Below are 18181 nucleotides of genomic sequence, written 5' to 3' on the forward strand. Positions count from 1 at the left end.
CGGCGGTCGAGGTTGCAGCGATGGATTTGGTCGATCGGTAGCGATCCCTGGATGCGGCCTAACCGTAAAACCATGACCCGGGTCATGGCTCTTTGGGTAATGCCGGGCAATCGAGGCGATGACCTTCGGTTAGATCTTTACCGGAAATTATCGTCGGTCCGGTTTCGTGGCGCTCCCAGGGGCGTTCGCCCCGCGTCTCATCGGCCCTCCCATGGCCCATGACGCCAAACAGTGCGCCGCGAGTTCGTTCACCCCATGGTTTCCCTGTCCAAGCTGGCTGTCAGGCTGCCCTCGACCATCGTCGGGCTCGCGCTCGTGAGCGCGACGGTGATGGGTGGCTTGAGCTGGCATTCGGCGAAGAGCAGCCTGGTCGCGGCCGTCCAGGATCGGCTCCAGCTCGCGGCGACGGCGACCGGCCACGGCGTCGCCCTCGTCGCCGATCAGGCCAAGGCCGATTTCGTCGCCGCCGCCGGCCACCCTCAGGTCGCCTCGAACTTCACCGACCTGATCGAGACCCTCGACCCGGCCAAGCCCGATTACGCCGGGATCCTGGCAGCGTTCCGGGCCCCGCCGAGCCCGGAGGCGCGGCTCGCCTTCGACGGCACCACCAACACGATGTATGGCCGCCGCCACGTCAAGGTGCAGGAGGTGGCCCGCAAGCTCCTGGGACGGCCCGGCTACGCCGACCTCATGTTCCTCGATCCCGACGGGCGCATCGTCTACACGGCGACCAAGGGCGACGACTTCGCCGCCACGGTCGCCGATCCGGCCCTGCGCGAGACCGGCCTCGCCCGGCTGTTCGCGCAGATGAAGGGAGCGGCGCCCGACGCGGTCTCCTTCGCGGATTTTTCCGCCTATCCGGTCGGCGGGGCCCCGGCGGCCTTCATCGGCAAGGCGATGAGCCGGCGCGCCAACGTCGCCATGGGCACCGCGCAGGCGGTGGAGCGGGCCGGCTACATCGTGATGCGGATCACTCCCGCCCTGTTCGACGCGACCCTGGCCCAGCGCGCCGGCCTCGGCGGGACCGGCCAGACCCTGGTGGTCGGCGACGACGGGCGCCTGCGCGCCACGCCGCCCCTGTCGACGGGCATTGCGGCCGGCGCTCCCGCGAGCGGTCTCGGCTTCACCCCGGACCAGGTCGCCGCGCAGGCGCCGTTCTCCTACGAGGCGCCCACCGGCCGCCGCATGGCGGTGAGCGCCGCCGTGCCGGTGCTCGGTGCCCGCTGGACCATGCTGGCCGAGCAGTCCGAGGCCGAGGCGCTGCGGGCGGTGGACGCCCTGTCGCGGATCCTGGTGCTGATCGGCCTCGCCGTGCTCGCCGGCACCGCGATCCTCGGGCTCCTGATGTCGCGGGCGATCGTGCGTCCCCTCGGCGCGCTCACCGCGGCCCTCACGGCGCTGGCCGCCCGCCGGACCCTCGACGAGGTGCCCGGCCACCGGCGCCGCGACGAGATCGGCGACATCGCCCGGGCCGTCGCGATGATCCGCGACTTGTCCCTGGAGGAGGCGGCGCAGCAGCTCCAGACCACCGAGGCGGCGCGTCTGCGCGAGGAGCAGGCCCGGCGCGGCCTGCTGCGCGACCTCGCCGACCGGTTCGAGGTCTCGGTCGGCGGCATCGTGGCGGCGGTCTCGGGCACGGCCGAGGGGCTGACCGGAGCCTCCGGCGCCGTGACTCGCGCGGTCGAGGGGACCGCGTCCCGCTCGGTCGGCGTCGCCGCCACCGCACGGCAGACCAGCGGCAATGTCGGCGCCGTCGCGGCGGCGGCCGAGGAGCTCGGCGCGACCGTCGCGGAGATCGGCCGCCAGGTCGTGCAGGCCGCCACGATGTCGGCCGAGGCGGTGGCGCAGGCCCGCGACGCCGGCGGCACGATGGCGGACCTCTCCGCCGCCGCCGCCCGCATCGGCGACGTCGTCGGCCTCGTCTCGCAGATCGCCGGCCAGACCAACCTGCTGGCGCTGAACGCCACCATCGAGGCGGCGCGCGCCGGCGAGGCCGGCCGCGGCTTCGCGGTGGTCGCCGCGGAGGTCAAGGAACTGGCGAGCCAGACGGCCCGCGCGACCGACGAGATCGGCCGCCACGTCGCGGCGATCCAGTCCACCAGCCAGGGGGCCGGGGCGGCGATCGCCGGCGTCACCGCGCAGATCGAGGCGATGAGCCAGGTCGCGACCGGCATCGCCTCGGCGATCGAGGAACAGGGCGCGATGACCCAGGAGATCGTGCGCCAGATGGCCGAGGCGACGGACGGCACCGCCGCCATGACGCACGACATCGGTGAGGTCGCCGACGCGGCGGGCAGCGCCGGCCGGGCGGCCGGAGAGGTGGCGCAGGCCTCCGACGCCCTGTCGGACCAGTGCGCCCGCCTGCGCCGGGAGGTCGACGGCTTCCTGACCAGCGTCCGCGCCGCCTGACCGCCCGGGCCGGCGGTCGCGACCGCCGGCCTTGAACACGTCTACCGGCCGAGATGCCGGTTGAAGAACCAGGCGATTTCCTCGAACACCTTCCGGGTCTCGGGCGCGGTGTCGTCGCGGATGTAGTGGGCATGCGACTGCCCTTCGCCGACCTGCAGGTAGGCCTCGACCCCGGAGTCGCGCAGCTTGCGGTGCACCCGGACGGTGTTCGACAGCAGCAGGTCGCGGGTGCCGGTGGTCAGGATCGTCGGCGGAAAGCCGTGCAGGTCGCCGTAGACCGGCGACAGCATCGGGTCCTTCAGGTCGTGGCCGTTGGCATAGACCTTGGCGCCGGCGTCGCAGAAGCCGTCGGGCGAGACCAGCACGTTGTCGAGCATCGCGTTGGTGACGAAGCTGTCGCCGACCTTGGTGGTGTCCGACATCGGCGTGCCGGGGGCGATCGCAGCCGGGAGCGGCAGCCCCTCCTGCTTGGCGCGCAGCACCATGGCGAGGGTCAGCGCCCCGCCCGCCGAGGTGCCGAAGATCGCCATGTTCTTCGGATCGGCCATCTTGGTGGCTGCCTTCCACACGGTCATCGCGTCGTCGTGCGCGGCCGGGTAGGTCGCCTCCGGGGGCATCCGGTAATCGACCGAGATGACCTTGAAGCGGCCGAACCCGGCCATGAAGATCGCCTCCGGCAGGCCGGCCTCGCCGGGATTGAGCACGTAGCAGCCGCCATGGACGTGGACGAGGAGCCGGTTGCGGTTCTCCGGCGGGATCTCCTCGGGCGTGACGATGAAGGCGCGCACCCCGTCGATCGTGGTGCGCTCGACCTTCACCTTCAGGCGCTCGAGCATGCCGGGCACGAGCTTTCCGAGCGCGGCGGCGCCGGCTTCGGCGACGGGCTTCCACGCCTCGCCGGTCTTCGGCTGGATGTCCCAGTTGGTGCGCAGGGGCGCGCCGATGATCTTCGCCATCTGCGGGCTGACGTCGTCCGGCACCGGGACGCTCTTGGCCGGCACCTGCAGCGGGGGCGGCGGCGCGCTTTGCGCGGCCGCTTGGGTGACGGCGGCGAGAGCCGCCAGGGTCAGGGCACCCGTCAAGGCGCCGCTCCAGCCGCCGAGGCGGCGCGGACGATGGGTCATGGGCAAAACTCCTCCCGGCCGGTCTCCGCGCCGTCTCGTGCGGCGCTTCCCCCGGCGCGAAGGAGTGTAGGGCGGCGGAGTATGCCCGCAAGCCGGCGTCGCGCGAGCGTCGGGGCTCTCACCCCGGCAGCCGCAGCCGCGCCCGCAATCCCCCCATCGCCGACCGGTCGAGCGCCAGCCCGCCGCCGTAGAGCTCGGCAAGCTCCGTCGTGATGGCGAGGCCGAAGCCGTGGCCGGGCACCCGCTCGTCGAGACGCCGGCCGCGCTGCGCCACCGCCGCCAGGGCCTCGGGCCCGAGGCCCGGGCCGTCATCCTCGATCGCCACCACCACGTCGCTGCCCGAGCCTTCCGCCGACACCCTCACCTCCCGCCGGCACCAGGTGCAGGCATTGTCGACGAGGTTGCCCAGCATCTCGTCGAGGTCCTGCGGGTCGCAGGCCGCGGCGAGGCCCGGTGGGACGGCGCAGGTCACCCGCACCCCTTTTTCGGCGTGGAGCCGTTCGAGCGCGCCGGCGAGGTCGGCGACCGGCCCGGCGAGTTCGGTGCGGATCCTGGCCGCCCCGGTCAGCGCGGCGCTGCGGGCCCGGCGCAGGTGATGGCGCACGCCGCGGTCGAGATGAGCGACAAGCTGCGACAGGCGCCCGTCCGGATCGCGGCCGGGCTCCGACAGGGCGAGCGACAGGGTGGCGAGCGGCGTCTTCAACCCGTGGGCGAGATTCGCCACGTGGGTTCGGGCCTGGGCGAGCTGCGCGGCGTTCTGGTCGAGGAGCGCGTTGATCTCGGCGGCGAGCGGCCGGACCTCCGCCGGCTGCGGATCGGGCACCCGCTCGCGCCGCCCGGCCCGCACGGCCTCCAGTTCCTGGCGCAGCCGGTCGAGGGGGCGAAGCCCCAGGCGCACCTGCGCCACCGCGCCGGCGGCGAGGCACAGGCCCAGCACCCCGAGGCTCGCGGTGAGCGCCAGCCCCGCCTCGCGCAGCGGGCCGTAGAGGGCCGCCCGCGGCGCGCTCGCCGTCACCACCGTGCCGTCCGGCAGGGCGAGGACGCGCAGGATCAGGGCCTCGCCGCGCGGCCCGGCGCCTTCCGCCGGGCGGGGCCGGTCGTCGTCGGCCGCCGGCGCCGACGTCACGGCGAGGGCGCGGGTGCCGAGCGAGCCGGAGCCGAGCCGGGCGGAGCCGCGTGTCACCTGCCAGGTCCAGCCCGAGCCCGGCCGGTCGAAGGGCGGCGCGTCGAGGTCGCGGGAGAGCCGCAAGGTCGGCCCCGGCTCCAGGCCCGAGACCAGGGAGACGATCTGCGCGTCGAGCCGCTGATCGATCTGCCCGCGCACGAAGCGGGCGAGGATCAGCCCGATCGCCAGGCCCGCCACCACGAGCGCGGTCGCGATCAGCGCCAGCGCCCCGAGGAGCAGGCGCCGGCGCAGCGAGCCGATCTGGCCGAGAGCCGTCACGACGCCTCGCCGGCGGTGAGGCGATAGCCGTGGCCGCGCACGGTCTCGATCCGGGCCGGGGCGATCTTGCGGCGCAAGCGGGTGATGATGACCTCGACCGAGTTCGAATCGACCTCGGCGTCGCCCTCGTAGACCCGCTCCAGCAGCTCGCCCCGCGGCACCACCCCGTCCCGGCGCAGGATCAGGCAGGAGAGCACCCGCCATTCGAGCGCGGTGAGCTTGAGCGGCAGCCCGTCGCGGGTGAAGGCGCCGAGGCCGGGATCGAAGCTGACCGGCCCGCACGTGACGGTCGTCGCCCCGTGGGCGGCGGCGCGGCGCACGAGGGCGCGCAGGCGGATCACCAGCTCCTCGACCCGGAACGGCTTCACCAGGTAGTCGTCGGCCCCGGCCTTGAAGCCCGCCACCTTGTCGCTCCAGGCGTCCCGGGCGGTGAGGATCAGCACCGGCAGGGTGCGGCCGGCCGCGCGCCAGCCCTGGAGCACGGCGATCCCGTCGCGCTTCGGCAGGCCGAGATCGAGCACCGCGGCGTCGTAGGTCTCGGTGTCGCCGAGATGCGCGCCGTCCTCGCCGTCGCGGGCGTGATCGACGGCGCAGTTCTCGGCGCGCAGGACCCGCAGGATCTCGGCCGCGAGGGCCGCGTCGTCCTCGACGAGCAGGAGCTTCATGGGGGAGAGACCAGGTGTCCAAATCGGATTCCGCCGTAGTCCCGGCGGTTTAACCGAACCTGAACGGTCGGGTTCAGGCCCGGTTCCCGGGGCCTGACGTAGAAGCAGCGCCGACCCGGACAGGGCCTCAACCACCAGGGACCACACCCATGACCGACCAGACCACCATCGAGGGCAAGGCCGTCGCGATCGAGACCCCGGCCACCGAGACGAGGACCGAGGCGCCCGCGTCTGCCCCGCGCTCGCGGCCCCGCCGCGGCCTCCTCGTCGGCGCCGTGGCGGTGCCGCTGGCGCTCGGCGCCGTCGGGCTCTCGCTGGCCCAGCCGGCGCAGACGCCGCTCACTCCCGTCGCGCCGGTCGCCGTGAGCGCGCTCGCCCCCTCCGGCGCCACCGCCGCCAAGGGCGAGGTCGCAGAGATTTTTGGGAACAAGTTCATCCTCCAGGACGGCACCGGCCGGGCTCTGGTCGAGACCGGCCGGGCCGGGGAGGGGGCCAATCTGGTCGCCAAGGGCGAGAGCGTCACGGTGCAAGGCCGGTTCGAGAACGGCTTCCTGCACGCCGCCGCGTTGACCCGGGCCGACGGCCGCGTCGAGGCGCTGCGCCCGATGGGCCCGCCCCCCGGCGGCCTCGACTGGGCCAAGGACAAGGTGGGCTTGGGTCCGAGCGTCGACGTCCCGGCCCTCACCAAGGCGGTCACCGATGCCGGCTACACGGACGTGCGCGTCGCCGGCCGCGGGCCGCGCCACCTCGACGTGGCGGCCAAGGGCCAGGACGGCAAGGAGCGGATGCTCCATGTCGGCTTCGACGGGCAGATCCGCGAGAAGCGGGTGTTCTGAGCGTCGTGACGGTGCACGCCGGGCGGCGTCCGGCGCTCCTGCACGAGCAAACTGCTCTGAAATAAAAGTCGCGGGCATTCCCCTCTCCCCGCGGGCGGCAGGGCTGTCCGGGGAAAGGAATGGCGCGACTTTACCCCTCCCCCCTCTGCGGGGGAGGGTGGCGAGCGTAAGCGAGCCGGGAGAGGGGACGCCGCTTCCGGATATGGCTGAGCCGTCGTGAAGGGCGCCACCTGGAACAGCGTCGCGCTGCCCCTCTCCCGACCCCCGCTGACGCGGGGGCCACCCTCCCCCGCAGAGGGGGGAGGAAGAAATCCGAGCCCCTTCTGTTCCCCGGACAGCCCTGCCGCCCGCGGGGAGAGGAGAAACCCCACCCTTTCGGTTCCCGCACTGCCCTGGATACCGCGGGAGTCGTAAAGGGCTGAGACCGGCCCTACAGCGTCGCCAGCACACCCCCGTCCACGTACAGAATCTGCCCGTTGACGAAATCCGAGGCCGACGATGCCAGGAAGATCGCCGCGCCTTGCAGCTCCTCCACCCGGCCCCAGCGCCCGGCAGGGGTGCGGTTCTTCAGCCAGGCGTCGAATTCCGGGTTCTCGATCAGCGCCTGGTTCAGCGGCGTGGCGAAGTAGCCCGGGCCGATGCCGTTCACCTGCAGGCCGTGGCGGGCCCAGTCGGTGCACATGCCCTTGGTCAGGTTCTTCACCGCGCCCTTCGAGGCGGTGTAGGGGGCGATCGAGTAGCGCGCCGCCTCGCTCTGGAGGCTGGCGATGTTGATGATCTTGCCGCGCTTGCGCGAGATCATGTGCCGGGCCACCGCCTGGCCGACGTAGAACACGCTGTCGAGGTTGATCCGCATCAGCTCGTGCCAGGTCTCGACGGAGTAATCCTCGAGCGGCCCGCGGCGCTGGATGCCGGCATTGTTGACGAGAATGTCGATCGCGCCGATCTCGGCCTCGATCCGGTCGATACCGGCCTTCACGGCGGCAGCGTCCGACACGTCGAAGGCCGCCGCCTCGGCCGTGAGGCCCTCCTTGCGCAATTCGGCCACCGCGCCGTCGAGCTTTCCCGCGTCGCGGCCGTTGAGCACGATCGCCGCTCCGGCGCGGCCGAGGCCGAGCGCGAGAGACAGGCCGATGCCCTGGCTGGAGCCGGTCACCAGGGCCCGTCGGCCCGACAGATCGAACAAGGCGGTCGACACGAGACGCTTCCTCCTCTGGAGCGCCCCGGTCCCGGCGGCCGGCGAGGCCGCTCCCGCGATTGCGCTTGTGCCGGAAGGGAAGCATGGTACCGGTACCAGCGCAAGCGGCATCTCGGCGCGAGAATCGCGCCGGTCCAGACGCCGCACCGGGAGGAGACCTGACGCATGACGCTCGCCGCGCGCATCCACGCCGCCAAGGACCTGCGGGTCGAGGCGATCTCGCTCCGCGAGCCGGCGGCCGACGAGGTCGTGGTCGCGCTCGGCGCGGGCGGCATCTGCGGATCGGACCTGTCCTATTACGGCAAGGGCCGGGTCGGCGACTTCAGCTTGCGCGAGCCGATGGTGCTCGGCCACGAGGTCGCCGGCACGGTGGAGCGGGTCGGCGCGGCCGTCACCGGCGTCAAGCCCGGCGACCGGGTCGCGGTCGATCCGAGCCGGCCCTGCCTCGCCTGCGACTATTGCCGCGCCGGCCGCTCGAACCTGTGCCGCAACATGCGCTTCTTCGGCTCGGCGGCGATCTACCCGCACGTCCAGGGCGGCTTCAGCGAGCACTTCCTCGCCCGGGCCGACCAGTGCGTGGCGATCCCCGACTCCATGCCGATGCGGGTCGCGGCCTGCGGCGAGCCGCTGGCGGTGTCGCTGCACGGGATCCGGCGGGCGGGCGAGCTGCTCGGCCGCCACGTCCTCATCGCCGGGACCGGGCCGATCGGCCTGCTGTGCCTGATGGCCGCGAAGCTCGCCGGCGCCCGTCGGATCGTCTGCACCGACCTCGCCGACGCGCCGCTCGCCATCGCCCGGGAGATCGGCGCGGCCGAGACCATCAATGTCGGGACCGAGCCGGAGCGGCTCTCGGCCTACGAGGCCGACAAGGGCACCTTCGACGTCGCGCTGGAGGCGACCGGCTCGCCCGCGGCCCTCGCCTCGCTGTTCCGGGTGGTGCGGCCCGGAGGCCGGGTGGTGCAGCTCGGCATGATGCCGCCCGGCGACGTGCCGGTGCCGGCCAACATGCTGATGGCGCGCGAGATCGACTTCGTCGGCGCGTTCCGCTTCCACGAGGAGTACCGCACCGCCATCGCGCTGCTCGCCGCCGGCCGGATCGATGTCGGGCCGATCCTCTCGGCCGAGATGCCGATGAGCCGGGCCGACGAGGCCTTCGCGCTCGCCGCCGATCGCAGCCGGGCGATCAAGGTCCATCTCGCCTTCTAGGGCTTACGGTGGCCGAGGACCGGGCGCCGCCCCGCCGGGCGCCGACGATGCGCGACGTGTCGCGCCTCGCCGGCGTCTCGCCGATGACGGTCTCGCGCACCCTCGCCGAGCCGGGTCTCGTCTCGGAGGAGGCGCGGGCGCGGGTGCTCGCGGCGGTGGACCGGCTCGGCTACGTGCCGGATCGGGGGGCGGGGGGCCTGTCGTCGCGGCGCACCGGCTTCGTCGCCCTGATCGTCCCGACGCTGACCAACCCGAACTTCGCCGACACCGCCGCCGGCCTCACGGCGGCGATGCGCCCGCGCGGCTACCAGCCCCTGATCGGGGTCACCGGCTACTCGCTGGCCGAGGAGGAGGTCGTGCTGCGCGCGATGCTGTCGCGCCGCCCGGACGCGATCGTCGTGGCGGGCATGCGGCACTCTCCCGCCGCGCGCGATCTGCTCGCCCGCGCCGGCGTGCCGGTGGTGGAGATCTGGGACCGGCCCGAGATGCCGATCGACCGGGCGGTGGGTTTCTCCAACTACGAGGCCGGCCGGCTCGCCGCGCAGACCCTGATCGGCCTCGGCGCCACCCGCATCGCCGGGCTCGGGCCGGAGCGGACCGGCGAGGTCCGGGATTTTCGGGGCGAGGAGCGCCTGCGCGGCCTGCGCGACGGCCTCCGGCAGGCCGGCCTGCCGGACGACCTGATCCTGCATCACGGACGGGCGGCGGGCGCCTTCGCGCAGGGGGCCGAGGCGATGGCCGAACTTCTGGCCCGCGGCGGCGCGCAGGCGGTCTTCCTCGTCTCCGACATCTCGGCCTTCGGCGCCCTGATGGAGTGCCAGCGCCGCGGCCTGCGCGTGCCGCAGGACGTCCGGATCCTCGGCTTCGGCGACTTCGAGATCGGCCGCCAATGCGTACCGCCCCTCTCCACCATCGCGGTCGACCCGGTCGGGATCGGGCGACGGACCGGCGAGCTGCTGCTCGGGCTCATCGACGGGGAGGCGGCCGCACCGGTGGTGGTCGATCTGGGATTTCGCCTCGTTCTGCGGGAGAGCACCGGTTAGAGCCTTGTGCCGTCAGGCCAGACGCGGCTCCGGACCCTGGCGCGACCGCAGCACCGGAGCTACGGCCTCGTGCTCCTCCTCGTCCCGGGCGACGCGCACCGCCTGCGGCAGCTCGACCAGCGGGAACAGGTCCTGCAGCCCGCGCGAGACGCCCGTGAGGACCGGGGCGAAGGGGCCGGAGAGCGGGGAGGGGGCCGCGTCGGCCTTGACGAATCGGGAGCTGGACATGTGGCGGTGCAAACCTCGGAGTCAGCGTCAACGCGCTGCACCATGATTTGGTTCACGGCCTGCGTGCAGATGATCCCCCGGCCCGCGCATCGGTGCGGGAGAGCAACATAGGCTGTCGTGCCGCGGCGGGACCCTCCCTTAGGTTCGGGGCAGGACCCCGCGCGGGAGCGACCCGTCACGATGCTCACCCGGCCCTTCGGAGACTCCACCGCCTGGCGCGCCGCCGTCCTGCTCGGGCTCTTCAGCAGCACCTTCTCGACCCTGGTGAGCCAGTTGACCGCCGCTCGCATCGGCCGCGACGCGGCGGTCGACTGGATGGCGGTCGCGGCGATTCCGCTGCGCGACGCCGCGCTCTCGCCCGAGCCGGGCTGGCCGGTCATCGCGGCCGGCATCCTGTTTCACCAATGGGCGGATGTCTCCTGGGCGCTGGTGTTCTTCGGGCTCCTCGGCCGTTGGACGGCGGGATTGTCGCCCGCCACCCTGCTGGTCCTGTGCGGGCCCTGGGCGCTCCTGACCTCGTCGCTCGAATGGTTCGTGCTGGTGCCGTTGCTGCCGTTCCGCCAGCCGCTCTTCACCCTCGAGCAGCCCTACTGGATCGGCTTCCTCGTCCACCTGACCTCGGCCTCGCTCTACCCGCTGTTCCCGGCCCTGCGCGACTGGATCGCCGGCCGGTCCTCGCCGCACCGGCGCTTCGCGGAGGTGTGGGCCGGCCTCGCCGCGGCGGGAGCCTCCGGACTCGGCCTCCTGGCGCTCCTCGGCTGGCTCGGTTGGGAGGTGCCGCATCTCGGCGACGCGACCTTCGACCAGGCCTACCTGCGGCGGATGAGCGACCACCACGCGCAGGGTGCGCAGCTCGCGGCTCTCGCCGTGGCGAAGGCCGAGGATCCGCACCTGCGGGCGCTGGCCGGGCTGATGGAGGCGGCGCAGAACGGCGAGATCGCCGTGATGTCGCAATGGTGGGATAGCTGGTTTCCGGCGCTCTCGGCCCTCTGCACGCCGCAGGAGCGCGAGGCGATGCCCGGGCGGGCGCGTCCCGACGAGATCGAGACTTTGCGCCGGGCCGAGGGGCGCGCCTTCGACGCGCTGTTCGTCGCCCTGATAAGCCGCCACCACGCCGGCGCGGCGCAGATGGCCGACGAGGCCCTGGGCCGGGCCGGAGATCCTCGGGTGCGCCTCCTCTCCCACGCCATCCGCCACCAGCAGCGCGGCGAGATCGACCTGATGCGCGGGACGCGGGATCTCGCGGCGGTCGCGGCGGCGGCCCGCAACCTTCTCCTGCCCTTCGGACACGTGACGGCGGACCGCGCCCTCGACCGGGCCGGGCCGTGAAGGGCCCGCTCACCCCCGCGCCGTCGGGGCGATCAGCGTCTCGGTCGCGCCGGCCGGGTCCATGCCGATGCGGCCCCAGCCCGGCAGCTTCAGGGCCGGGCGGCGCAGGTCGAGCCCCGCCACCGTGCCGAGCACGTTCAGCTCGATCCCCTCGACCCAGCCGAGGGTGAGGCCGAGATAGCCCCGCGCCGAGAGCTGCACCCCGGTGCGGCTCGGCGTCCAGGCGACCAGGTTCTCCGAAAAGTCCTTGCCCAGAGCCGTCGGCGGCAGCGCCACGGCAAGGTCCGGCACCGCCCGCAGCACGTGGGCCACGAAGGTGTTGGAGTTCGGCCCCGGCCAGGCGTTGTAGCTGCCGGCCTTCGCGTAGGGATAGGCCGCGACCGCCGCGCGGATGGCCGGCACGGCGCGCGCCGCCGCCTCGCCGTCGAGGGCGAGCACCACCTGCGGCGGGTTGCCGAACCAGCGCGCGTCGGCGGCGTAGGCATCGGTCCGCACCGGCAGGCCCCAGCCGACCACGTCGTAGCGGGTGTAGCGCGGGGCGCCGGCCTCCTTGACGACGATCCAGGTGTGATGGGCGAAGATGCCCCGCCAGCGCCCGACCCGGGCGGCGTAGATCCGCACGATCGCCTCCGGCGCCGCGGCGGCGGCGGGCAGCAGCCGGGCGCTCGACCAGTCGGCGGTGGACCAGTCGGGGGCGAGGTCGTCGCGGCTCCACCACCACAGGGCATGGGCGGCGAGCGGCAGCAGGAACAGGAGAACGAGCGCGAGCACGAGCGTGCGCGCCAGCCAGGCCAGGGCGAGAAGCATGACCGGGGAGATGGCGTGTCGAGCCTGGCGGCGCAACGGCCGCGGCGATCGATCCGTCCTGTAGCGCACCCTCCGGCGAACCGGAGCAGCACGAAACCGTTGTCGGCAAAGATCTGTGAGTGCGACGGGAGAGCGCGATGGCCGAGGTGAAACGGGTGCTGGACGCCCTGGTGCGCAGTCGCCGCGGCGGGCTCGCTGCGTCCGCGGCCCTCGGCGGGCTGGCGCTGATCGCCGGGCTCGCCCTGCGGGCGACGCAGTCGGAGGCGCCGGCCGGCAAGTCGGCGGCCAAGTCGGCGGCCAAGTCGGAAGCGACGCCGTCCGGCACGCCCTTCGAGGCCGGTACGCTCAGCGACGACGAGGCGACGCTCTGCCTGCGCATCATGGTGGCGGCCTCGGCCGCCGACGGGGTGATCGACGCCCGCGAGCGCGAGCGGCTCGACGCGGCGGTGGCCGAATCCGGCCTCGACCTCGCCGGCCGGCAATGGCTCGCCCGCGAATTGGAGGATCCGGCGACGATCGACGAGATCGCCGACCGGGTGCGGGATCCGGAGGCCGGCGCCCGGGTCTACGCCGCCGCCCGCCTCGCCATCGATCCCGACACGATGCAGGAGCGCTCCTTCCTGCGCATGCTGGCCGAGGCCCTCGACCTCGACGAGGCGGCGGTGGCCCGGGTCGAATCCGGCCTTCCGGCCTGAGGGGAACCGCCATGCGCCGAGGTCTCGCGCCTTCCCGCGGCCGGCAAGCCCTCGAACTGCTCGCCCGCCTCGGCTACGGCGCCCGCGGCGTGACCTACTGCCTCGTCGGCGGCCTCGCGGTGCTGGCGGCGATCGGCGTCGGCGGCCAGACCGGGGGCAGCCGCAGCGCGCTCCTGATCCTGCTGGAGCGGCCCTTCGGCTGGATCCTGCTCGGGATCGTGGCGTTCGGGCTCGCCGCCTTCGCGCTCTGGCGGGTGGTCGAGGCGCTCACCGACGCCGACGGCTACGGCCGCTCGGCCAAGGGGCTGGCGACCCGGGCCGGCCACCTCGTCAGCGGCTTCACCTATGGCGGCCTCGGCGCCTCGATGATGCTGGCGGCCCTCGGGCGCGGCACGGCGCGCCAGGCCGAGGACCAGGGGGCGCGGGACTGGACCGCCTGGCTGCTGCAGCAGCCCTTCGGCCAGTGGCTCGTCGGCGCGGTCGGGCTCGTCGTCATTGGCGCCGGCCTCGCCTTCGCGTGGAAGGCCTGGAAGGGCGACGTGTGCAAGCGCCTCTCCGTGCCCCACGACGCCCGCGACTGGGTGCGCCATGTCGGCCGCTTCGGCTACGCCGCCCGGGCGCTCACCTTCGGGTTGATCGGCGGCTTCCTGATCGCCGCGGCGCTCGCCAGCCGGTCGAGCGAGGTCAAGGGCCTCGGCGGCGCCCTCCAGGCCTTGCGGGGCGAGCCCTACGGCTGGGTGCTGCTCGGCCTGACCGCGGCGGGTCTCGCCGCCTTCGGGGTGTTCGGCCTCGTCCAGGCCCGCTACCGCCGCATCGACCCGCCGGACCTCGACGCGGCGCGCCGGGCGGTGGAGGATATCGCCCGATAAGAATCGGAGGAGACCGCATGGACGCGCCGCTGCCGCTCAGCACCGAGTTCCTGTTCCGCATGAGCCTCACGGTCGGCGCGCCGCAAGGGATCGGCGCGTCCCGCGGCACCGATCTGCGGGTCGTCCCGGTCACCGGCGGCACCGTCTCGGGGCCCCGGCTCTCAGGCGACGTGCTGCCCGGCCCGGCCGGCGACTGGCTGCGGGTCGAGCCCCACGGCACCACCCATCTCGACGTGCGCCTGACTTTTCGGGCGGGCGGCGGTGCCCTGGTCTATTGCCAGTATACCGGCCTGCGCGCCGGCCCGCCCGAGGTGCTGGCCCGCCTCGGCCGCGGTGAGGCGGTGGCGCCGGAGGAGTATTACTTCCGCACGTCGCTCCGCTTCGAGACCGGGGCGGCAGACCTCGCCTGGCTCAACCGGGTGGTGGCCGTGGGCGTGGGGCAGCGGCTGCCGGAGGGGCCGGTTTATGATGTGTATGGGGTGATGTGAGGCGGCTTCGATACGCGCCGTGTCATCCCGGGGCTCGCCGGAGGCGAGAACCCGGGATGACGATGGAGGATGGCAGCAGTGCCGGTAAAAACGGGCGGGCCGCCGCTCAGCGCCGGTTCCCCTCCAGAAAAACCCCGATCCGCTCCAGCGCCCGGGAAATGTTCTCCGCCGAGTTGGCGTAGGACAGGCGCAGGTAGCCCTCGCCGTGGATTCCGAAATCCGGTCCGCCGATCGTCGCGACGCCGGCCTCCTCCAGGAGCGCCGAGGCGAGGGCCTTGGCCTTCCAGCCGGTCTCGGCGATGTTCGGGAAAGCGTAGAAGGCGCCCTTCGGGGTGATGCAGGAGACGCCCGGAAGACGGTTCAGCCCCTCGACCACCAGGAGGCGGCGGCGGTCGAACTCGGCCATCATCGCGGCGACGCAATCCTGCGGCCCGTCGAGGGCGGCGATGCCCGCCCACTGCGTCGCGGCGTTGACGCAGGAGAACGAGTTCACCGCGAGCTTGCGGGCGGCGTCGTAGAGCGGTGCCGGCCAGACCGACCAGCCGAGGCGCCAGCCGGTCATCGCGTAAGTCTTCGAGGCGCCGTCGAGGTAGATCAGCCGGTCGCGGATCTCCGGATAGGCGAGCAGCGTATGGTGGCGCTCGCCGTCATAGGTCATCGTGCCGTAGATCTCGTCCGATAGGATCGTGACGTCGGGATGCTTCGCCAGCCCCGCCACCAATGTGTCGATCTCGGCCTTCGGGGTCACGCCGCCGGTCGGGTTGGCGGGGGAATTGAGGATCAAGAGGCGCGTGCGCGGCGTGATCAGCCCGAGCGTCTCCTCGGCCGAGAAGGCGAAGCCGTTCTCCTCGCGGATCGGCACCGGCACCGGCGTCGCGCCGGTGAACTCGATCATCGAGCGGTAGATCGGGAAGCCCGGATCCGGATACAGGATCTCGGCCCCCGGCTCGCCGAACATCAGGATCGCCATGAACATGGTGACCTTGCCGCCCGGCACGATCATCACGCTGTCGGGCGAGACCTGGACGCCGAGGCGCCGGTCGAGGTCGCGGGCCACGGCCTCGCGCAAGGGGAGGATGCCGGTCGCCGGGGTGTAGCCGTGGTGCCCGTCCTGGAGCGCCTTCACCGCCGCCTCGACGACGTGGGGCGGGGTCGGCATGTCGGGCTGGCCTATGCCGAGATTGATCACGTCGCGGCCGGCCTGGGCGAGGGCCGTGGCGCGGGCGAGCACCGCGAAGGCGTTCTCCTCCCCGATGCGCGAGAAGGCGGGGACGATGGCGGGCATGGCGGTCACTCGTTTCCTCGAATGCGGTCGAGGCGGGGCGCCGTCACGCCCCGCCTTGGAGCATTTTTCGACGAAGCGGAAACCGGTTCGTCGAAAAACGCGGCACAATCAAAGACCCAGAGAGCTTCGCGATGGCAGCGCGATCGTGAAGGGCTCTCGCGGTCCCGCGGCCTTCTGGTGCCGTCGGGCCGGATCGGTCAGCGCGAGGCGTTGCGCTCGGCCAGCCGGCTGACGCCGTACGAGATCGCGCCGCCGAGCACCGTCAGGATGATGCCGGTCTTGATCGCCGCCCAGAGCAGCGAGCGCTCGATGCCGTCGTCGGTCAGCATGATGATCAGGCACACGATGACCGGGATCGACACCACGATGGCGATCGGCACGAGCGGGTTGGACGGCTTCTCTTGGCTCATCGGCGGCTCCCCTGGGCTAGTCGAGCGGTATGGTTCAGCCGGCCTCATAGCACCGCTCCGCCGTGATGCGACAGCACTGCCGCGAGAAACTTATGCGCCCGCGGCGTCGCAGCCGCGAAGGCGCCGGCCATGCGCATGACGGTGTTGCCTTCCTGCACCGGCCGGGTCCATAGGTTCCCCGGAACGGTTCTCGACAAGAACGAACTCGGGAAGGACGACCCCGCCATGGCCCAGACGCCGCGCCCCCGCATCGACGCCAGCCGCCTGCGTTCGCGCCTCTGGTTCGACAACCCGGACAACCCGGGCATGACCGCGCTCTACCTCGAGCGCTACCTCAATTTCGGCCTCACGGTGGGCGAGCTGCGCGGCGGCAAGCCGCTGATCGGCATCGCCCAGACCGGCTCGGACCTCTCGCCGTGCAACCGCCACCACCTCGAGCTCGCCAAGCGCGTGCGCGAGGGCATCACCGCGGCCGGCGGCGTGGCGTTCGAGTTCCCGTGCCACCCGATCCAGGAGACCGGCAAGCGGCCGACCGCCGCCCTCGACCGCAACCTCGCCTACCTGTCGCTGGTCGAGGTGCTGTACGGCTACCCCCTCGACGGCGTCGTGCTGCTCACCGGCTGCGACAAGACCATGCCGGCCTGCCTGATGGCGGCGGCCACCGTGAACATCCCGACGATCTCGCTCAATGTCGGCCCGATGCTGAACGGCTGGAGCCGCGGCGAGCGCACGGGCTCCGGCACCGTGGTGTGGAAGGCCCGCGAGCGCCACGCCGCCGGCGACATCGACTACCAGCAGTTCCTCGACATCGTGGCCTCGTCGGCGCCCTCGGACGGCCACTGCAACACCATGGGCACCGCCTCGACCATGAACGCGCTGGCCGAGGCGCTCGGCATGGCGCTGCCGGGCTCGGCGGCGATCCCCGCCCCCTACCGCGAGCGCGGACAGGCCGCCTACGCCACCGGCCAGCGCATCGTCGACATGGTGTGGGAGGACCTGAAGCCCTCCGACATCCTCACCCGCGAGGCGTTCGAGAACGCGATCGTCGCCAACACCGCCATCGGCGGCTCGACCAACGCGCCGATCCACATCAACGCCATCGCCAAGCTGATCGGCGTGCCGCTCACCTGCGACGACTGGGAGCGCGTCGGCTACGACATCCCGCTCTTGGTCAACATGCAGCCCGCCGGCCACTATCTCGGCGAGGAATACTACCGCGCCGGCGGCCTGCCGGCGGTGATGTCCGAGCTGCTCGAGGCCGGCAAGCTCCACGCCGACGTGCTGACCTGCAACGGCAAGACCGTGGCGGAGAATTGCGCCGGCGCCCAGACCTGGGACCGCGACGTCATCAAGCCCTATAACGAGCCCCTGCGCGAGCGCGCCGGGTTCCTCAACCTCAAGGGCTCGCTGTTCGATTCCGCGATCATGAAGACCAGCGTGATCAGCCGCGAGTTCTACGACCGCTACCTCGCCAACCCGGACGACCCCTACGCCTTCGAGGGCAAGGTCGTGGTGTTCGACGGGCCGGAGGATTATCACCACCGCATCGACGACGCCTCGCTCGAGATCGACGAGCACACGATCCTCATCATGCGCGGCGCCGGGCCGATCGGCTATCCGGGCGCGGCGGAGGTCGTGAACATGCAGCCCCCGGGCGAGCTGATCCGCAAGGGCGTGCTGTCGCTGCCCTGCATCGGCGACGGGCGCCAGTCCGGCACCTCGGGCACGCCCTCGATCCTCAACGCCTCGCCGGAGGCGGCGGCCGGCGGCGGCCTGGCGCTCCTCCAGAACGGCGACCGCGTCCGGATCGACCTCAACAAGCGCACCGCCGACATCCTGCTCCCCGAGGAGGAGATCCGGCGCCGCCGCGAGGACCTGAACGCCCGGGGCGGCTACCCCTACCCGGCGAGCCAGACCCCCTGGCAGGCGATCCAGCGCGCGATGGTCGACCAGCTCTCCGAGGGCATGATCCTCAAGGGCTCCGAGGCCTTCCAGCGCATCGCCCAGACGCACGGCGTGCCGCGGGACAACCACTAAGTTCTGGCGCCCCGGGCCGGCGACGGTCCGGGGCGCGATCGATCGAGAGACGCCGGGTCGAGACCGAGCGCAGGGTTTCCCCTCTTCCGCGGGCGAGGGGAAACCCTG

17 protein-coding genes are annotated in these 18181 nt (G+C 72.8%); 9 read left to right on the forward strand and 8 right to left on the reverse strand.

What is annotated here, in order from left to right; genetic code table 11:
- Window positions 1-255 precede the first annotated feature (255 nt).
- Window positions 256-2409, forward strand: coding sequence for a methyl-accepting chemotaxis protein (locus DK412_RS21875; RefSeq protein WP_109973681.1), 2154 nt, complete (start codon window positions 256-258; stop codon window positions 2407-2409).
- Between the two features lie 41 nt (window positions 2410-2450).
- Here the strand turns inward: DK412_RS21875 and DK412_RS21880 are convergent, their stop codons facing one another.
- The 3 genes from DK412_RS21880 to DK412_RS21890 form a co-directional block, all read right to left on the reverse strand.
- Window positions 2451-3533 (reverse strand): alpha/beta hydrolase, encoded by a 1083-nt coding sequence (locus tag DK412_RS21880; RefSeq protein ID WP_109973682.1) that lies wholly within the window; start codon window positions 3531-3533, stop codon window positions 2451-2453.
- 118 nt (window positions 3534-3651) lie between these two features.
- Window positions 3652-4977 carry a sensor histidine kinase gene (locus DK412_RS21885; protein WP_109973683.1) on the reverse strand — a complete coding sequence of 442 codons (1326 nt, stop codon included), beginning with the start codon at window positions 4975-4977 and terminating at the stop codon, window positions 3652-3654.
- Window positions 4974-5642: a response regulator transcription factor gene (locus tag DK412_RS21890; RefSeq protein WP_109973684.1), complete on the reverse strand. Its 669-nt coding sequence runs from the start codon at window positions 5640-5642 to the stop codon at window positions 4974-4976. Before DK412_RS21890 ends, DK412_RS21885 begins: the two co-directional genes overlap by 4 nt.
- 149 nt (window positions 5643-5791) lie before the next feature.
- Between DK412_RS21890 and DK412_RS21895 the strand changes: the two genes are divergently transcribed.
- Window positions 5792-6478, forward strand: a complete 687-nt coding sequence (locus DK412_RS21895) for a DNA-binding protein (RefSeq protein ID WP_109973685.1) — start codon at window positions 5792-5794, stop codon at window positions 6476-6478.
- Window positions 6479-6908: 430 nt separating this feature from the next.
- Here the strand turns inward: DK412_RS21895 and DK412_RS21905 are convergent, their stop codons facing one another.
- The gene (locus DK412_RS21905) at window positions 6909-7676 is read right to left on the reverse strand and encodes an SDR family oxidoreductase (protein ID WP_204165422.1); all 768 of its coding nucleotides are present in this window, start codon (window positions 7674-7676) and stop codon (window positions 6909-6911) included.
- Window positions 7677-7841: 165 nt separating this feature from the next.
- On the opposite strand from DK412_RS21905, the gene DK412_RS21910 reads away from it, so the two are divergent.
- Both DK412_RS21910 and DK412_RS21915 read left to right on the forward strand, forming a co-directional pair.
- A complete protein-coding gene (locus DK412_RS21910) occupies window positions 7842-8882 on the forward strand; it encodes an L-idonate 5-dehydrogenase (RefSeq protein ID WP_109973687.1) in 1041 nt (346 codons plus the stop codon).
- A 47-nt stretch (window positions 8883-8929) separates the two neighbouring features.
- Window positions 8930-9925: a LacI family DNA-binding transcriptional regulator gene (locus DK412_RS21915; protein WP_109975423.1), complete on the forward strand. Its 996-nt coding sequence runs from the start codon at window positions 8930-8932 to the stop codon at window positions 9923-9925.
- A gap of 12 nt (window positions 9926-9937) precedes the next feature.
- On the opposite strand, the gene DK412_RS21920 is transcribed toward DK412_RS21915, so the two are convergent.
- A complete protein-coding gene (locus DK412_RS21920; RefSeq protein WP_109973688.1) occupies window positions 9938-10153 on the reverse strand; it encodes a hypothetical protein in 216 nt (71 codons plus the stop codon).
- Between the two features lie 180 nt (window positions 10154-10333).
- Between DK412_RS21920 and DK412_RS21925 the strand changes: the two genes are divergently transcribed.
- Window positions 10334-11482: a DUF305 domain-containing protein gene (locus DK412_RS21925; RefSeq protein WP_109973689.1), complete on the forward strand. Its 1149-nt coding sequence runs from the start codon at window positions 10334-10336 to the stop codon at window positions 11480-11482.
- Between the two features lie 9 nt (window positions 11483-11491).
- On the opposite strand, the gene DK412_RS21930 is transcribed toward DK412_RS21925, so the two are convergent.
- On the reverse strand, window positions 11492-12289 hold the full coding sequence (locus tag DK412_RS21930; protein ID WP_109973690.1) for a DUF3750 domain-containing protein: 798 nt from the start codon (window positions 12287-12289) through the stop codon (window positions 11492-11494).
- A 137-nt stretch (window positions 12290-12426) separates the two neighbouring features.
- Here DK412_RS21930 and DK412_RS21935 point away from each other — a divergent pair, with 137 nt between their 5' ends.
- The 3 genes from DK412_RS21935 to DK412_RS21945 are packed head-to-tail and all read left to right on the forward strand — an operon-like array spanning window position 12427 to window position 14341.
- Complete coding sequence (locus DK412_RS21935) at window positions 12427-12984, forward strand: DUF533 domain-containing protein (RefSeq protein ID WP_109973691.1); 558 nt, start codon at window positions 12427-12429, stop codon at window positions 12982-12984.
- Between the two features lie 11 nt (window positions 12985-12995).
- Window positions 12996-13853 carry a DUF1206 domain-containing protein gene (locus DK412_RS21940; protein ID WP_109973692.1) on the forward strand — a complete coding sequence of 286 codons (858 nt, stop codon included), beginning with the start codon at window positions 12996-12998 and terminating at the stop codon, window positions 13851-13853.
- A gap of 17 nt (window positions 13854-13870) precedes the next feature.
- The gene (locus DK412_RS21945) at window positions 13871-14341 is read left to right on the forward strand and encodes a DUF3237 domain-containing protein (protein WP_109973693.1); all 471 of its coding nucleotides are present in this window, start codon (window positions 13871-13873) and stop codon (window positions 14339-14341) included.
- A gap of 106 nt (window positions 14342-14447) precedes the next feature.
- Here the strand turns inward: DK412_RS21945 and DK412_RS21950 are convergent, their stop codons facing one another.
- The gene (locus tag DK412_RS21950) at window positions 14448-15626 is read right to left on the reverse strand and encodes a pyridoxal phosphate-dependent aminotransferase (protein ID WP_109973694.1); all 1179 of its coding nucleotides are present in this window, start codon (window positions 15624-15626) and stop codon (window positions 14448-14450) included.
- A 197-nt stretch (window positions 15627-15823) separates the two neighbouring features.
- Window positions 15824-16036 carry a hypothetical protein gene (locus tag DK412_RS21955; RefSeq protein ID WP_093570066.1) on the reverse strand — a complete coding sequence of 71 codons (213 nt, stop codon included), beginning with the start codon at window positions 16034-16036 and terminating at the stop codon, window positions 15824-15826.
- Window positions 16037-16261: 225 nt separating this feature from the next.
- On the opposite strand from DK412_RS21955, the gene DK412_RS21965 reads away from it, so the two are divergent.
- Complete coding sequence (locus tag DK412_RS21965) at window positions 16262-18073, forward strand: IlvD/Edd family dehydratase (RefSeq protein WP_109973696.1); 1812 nt, start codon at window positions 16262-16264, stop codon at window positions 18071-18073.
- The last annotated feature ends 108 nt before the right edge of the window (window positions 18074-18181 follow it).

It is taken from the genome of Methylobacterium sp. 17Sr1-1 (genome assembly GCF_003173775.1).
In the GTDB taxonomy this organism is placed as follows: Bacteria; Pseudomonadota; Alphaproteobacteria; order Rhizobiales; family Beijerinckiaceae; genus Methylobacterium.

Excerpts from the sequence above, each read along its gene's own strand:
- DK412_RS21940 (WP_109973692.1), top strand. The coding sequence starts at position 12,996 with ATGCGCCGAGGTCTCGCGCCTTCCCGCGGCCGGCAAGCCCTCGAACTG.
- DK412_RS21890 (WP_109973684.1), bottom strand. The coding sequence starts at position 5,642 with ATGAAGCTCCTGCTCGTCGAGGACGACGCGGCCCTCGCGGCCGAGATC.
- DK412_RS21945 (WP_109973693.1), top strand. The coding sequence starts at position 13,871 with ATGGACGCGCCGCTGCCGCTCAGCACCGAGTTCCTGTTCCGCATGAGC.
- DK412_RS21950 (WP_109973694.1), bottom strand. The coding sequence starts at position 15,626 with ATGCCCGCCATCGTCCCCGCCTTCTCGCGCATCGGGGAGGAGAACGCC.
- DK412_RS21965 (WP_109973696.1), top strand. The coding sequence starts at position 16,262 with ATGGCCCAGACGCCGCGCCCCCGCATCGACGCCAGCCGCCTGCGTTCG.
- DK412_RS21920 (WP_109973688.1), bottom strand. The coding sequence starts at position 10,153 with ATGTCCAGCTCCCGATTCGTCAAGGCCGACGCGGCCCCCTCCCCGCTC.
- DK412_RS21910 (WP_109973687.1), top strand. The coding sequence starts at position 7,842 with ATGACGCTCGCCGCGCGCATCCACGCCGCCAAGGACCTGCGGGTCGAG.
- DK412_RS21955 (WP_093570066.1), bottom strand. The coding sequence starts at position 16,036 with ATGAGCCAAGAGAAGCCGTCCAACCCGCTCGTGCCGATCGCCATCGTG.
- DK412_RS21895 (WP_109973685.1), top strand. The coding sequence starts at position 5,792 with ATGACCGACCAGACCACCATCGAGGGCAAGGCCGTCGCGATCGAGACC.
- DK412_RS21915 (WP_109975423.1), top strand. The coding sequence starts at position 8,930 with ATGCGCGACGTGTCGCGCCTCGCCGGCGTCTCGCCGATGACGGTCTCG.
- DK412_RS21925 (WP_109973689.1), top strand. The coding sequence starts at position 10,334 with ATGCTCACCCGGCCCTTCGGAGACTCCACCGCCTGGCGCGCCGCCGTC.
- DK412_RS21935 (WP_109973691.1), top strand. The coding sequence starts at position 12,427 with ATGGCCGAGGTGAAACGGGTGCTGGACGCCCTGGTGCGCAGTCGCCGC.
- DK412_RS21930 (WP_109973690.1), bottom strand. The coding sequence starts at position 12,289 with ATGCTTCTCGCCCTGGCCTGGCTGGCGCGCACGCTCGTGCTCGCGCTC.
- DK412_RS21880 (WP_109973682.1), bottom strand. The coding sequence starts at position 3,533 with ATGACCCATCGTCCGCGCCGCCTCGGCGGCTGGAGCGGCGCCTTGACG.
- DK412_RS21875 (WP_109973681.1), top strand. The coding sequence starts at position 256 with ATGGTTTCCCTGTCCAAGCTGGCTGTCAGGCTGCCCTCGACCATCGTC.